The organism is Clostridium sp. (assembly GCF_051654825.1).
Taxonomy (GTDB): Bacteria; Bacillota; Clostridia; order Clostridiales; family Clostridiaceae; genus Clostridium.
This window is the reverse complement of the sequence record NZ_JBOFYU010000186.1, coordinates 1-1,882: the sequence shown is the minus strand read 5'-3', so window position 1 is coordinate 1,882 and position 1,882 is coordinate 1. Positions and strand designations below refer to the sequence as shown.

The following is a 1,882-nucleotide window of genomic DNA, read 5'->3' as shown; positions in this document are numbered from 1 at the left end:
AAATTGAAATGAAAATAGGTGGTAAAGATTACTACTTTATAATAAATGATGTATTAGTTGTAGCTGAAGGAACAGGTATAATACACTCTAATCCAGATTTATTTAGAGATAAGAGTGCTATCATATGTAATATAGGTGGGTTAAACTCTACTTGCTTACAAGTCAACAATAGAAAAATAGTTCGTTCTAGCCCATTTAACTCAAACCTTGGTGGGAATATATTAGAATCAAACATAATGAATGAATTAAATAAAAATGGTAAATACAATTATCAATTGCACGAGATACAATTCTTATTTAATAGTAAAAATGATTATATAAAAGATGCTATAGATTATTGTAGCAGCAACTTATTAAATAAAATTATAACTGAGATGAAAGCTAGAAACTACAATGTTGAAGGATGTGAAAATGTTTACTTTGAAGGTGGAACTTCTTTAAGACTAAAAAAATCTATTGAAAAAATGGGATATATGGTGGTTGATGATCCTATTAATCAAGACATTATAGGGGCGCATATGTATGGGGTGAAATACTTTGCCAAATAAATCTATTTCTTTTAAGGATACTTACCAAGAGCAGTATGATTTCTTAATGTTACAAGATAACCCTTCTCAATTTGTATGTGAATTAATTAAGTCCTATATGGAAAGCGAAGATGGATTTAATCTTAGAGTAGAAAAAATTGTTGCTAATTATATTAATAAGAATTTCCAGTTTGCAGGTTCAATTATTGAAATGATGTCAGGTGTAAAATCATCTTCTAATTATATAGAAGAAGATGAAACATTTGAGGATTTAGATATAGAAGACCCTTGGTAAAAAATAAGCATAACAAAAGAGAGGATATTACACCTCTCTTTTCTTTATGTCAGATATATTTATTAGCCCTCTTTCACCAAGAGGTAGATTGTCTATTGCTTTTCTACTTTTCATTTTTCCCTTTGAGTCCCTTTTTATTTTATATAATCCAATATACTTTATTGTATCTTCACATATCCAACTATTGCTCATCCAATCATATAGTGAAACTTCTATCCAAATATCTTCTATTATTAATGATACCCATTTGCAATCCTTGAATTTACTAATTCCTTTTGATTTATAGTACTCTGTTGTGTCATACCATTCATTTTCCATAAAATCAATATATTCTTCCATATTTTTAAAACTTGGATTTTTAATATATTCCTTTGGTTCGTAGTGTCCACATATTTCACAGTTTCTTATTGATTCACTATATCCACCATATATCTTTGGATATAGTTTTATTTTATCGTGATCTATATTTTTACATTTAGTGTATTTCTCTTTGCCATTTTCTATCATACTTCTTGACACATGTTTACAAGTCCCACAAAACAATCTATTTCCTTCGTACATTATTATCCTCCTATAATACTCTCGATATATTTTTTATATTCGTTTTAAACTCGATTTTTCCTAATATTTCATCTGCTGCATATAATTCTACTACATCTTTTTCTTGTCCTATTATTAAGCAAGCTCTTCCTTTTAAATTTGGGTCTTTACCTATGTATATAACTTTATTATTATTCACTCTTCTCATCTCCTATTTCTAATACGTATCCTTTTAGTTGTTTTCTACCTTTGTTATTTACTCTTTTATAATAGTCTGAAGAACTTTCTCCTGGATTCCTAGGTACAAGCACATCACAAGCTGTAATTTTAGAGAAGTATTTATTGCTACCTCTATCCTCTACTACTTTAAGTCCTTCACCCTCTATGTATACATTAGTTCCAAAGTCTAGATGATTATTTGCTATCATTCCATCTTCTAGCACTTTACCTGTAGCAGTTATATTTCCATATTTTGAATTTTCTATTGCTAAATCTGAATAATACGATATTTCCATTGTAT

Annotated in this window: 4 protein-coding genes and 1 pseudogene; 2 read left to right on the top strand and 3 right to left on the bottom strand. The window is 28.5% G+C overall.

What is annotated here, in order from left to right; genetic code table 11:
- A partial coding sequence (locus tag ACRDBA_RS10870) for a hypothetical protein (protein ID WP_438572935.1) occupies positions 1 to 548 on the top strand: 548 nt, incomplete at its 5' end.
- Complete coding sequence (locus ACRDBA_RS10865; protein ID WP_438572934.1) at positions 538 to 822, top strand: hypothetical protein; 285 nt, start codon at positions 538 to 540, stop codon at positions 820 to 822. The genes ACRDBA_RS10870 and ACRDBA_RS10865, both read left to right, overlap by 11 nt.
- A 27-nt stretch (positions 823 to 849) precedes the next feature.
- On the opposite strand, the gene ACRDBA_RS10860 is transcribed toward ACRDBA_RS10865, so the two are convergent.
- From ACRDBA_RS10860 to ACRDBA_RS10850, 3 genes and pseudogenes are all read right to left on the bottom strand, one after another.
- Positions 850 to 1,383 carry a hypothetical protein gene (locus ACRDBA_RS10860; protein ID WP_438572933.1) on the bottom strand — a complete coding sequence of 178 codons (534 nt, stop codon included), beginning with the start codon at positions 1,381 to 1,383 and terminating at the stop codon, positions 850 to 852.
- A gap of 10 nt (positions 1,384 to 1,393) precedes the next feature.
- The gene (locus tag ACRDBA_RS10855; RefSeq protein WP_438572932.1) at positions 1,394 to 1,561 is read right to left on the bottom strand and encodes a hypothetical protein; all 168 of its coding nucleotides are present in this window, start codon (positions 1,559 to 1,561) and stop codon (positions 1,394 to 1,396) included.
- Positions 1,554 to 1,882, bottom strand: a pseudogene (locus ACRDBA_RS10850) (3D domain-containing protein); the annotation flags it as partial. The gene ACRDBA_RS10855 and the pseudogene ACRDBA_RS10850, both read right to left, overlap by 8 nt.

Excerpts from the sequence above, each read along its gene's own strand:
- ACRDBA_RS10860 (WP_438572933.1), bottom strand. The coding sequence starts at position 1,383 with ATGTACGAAGGAAATAGATTGTTTTGTGGGACTTGTAAACATGTGTCA.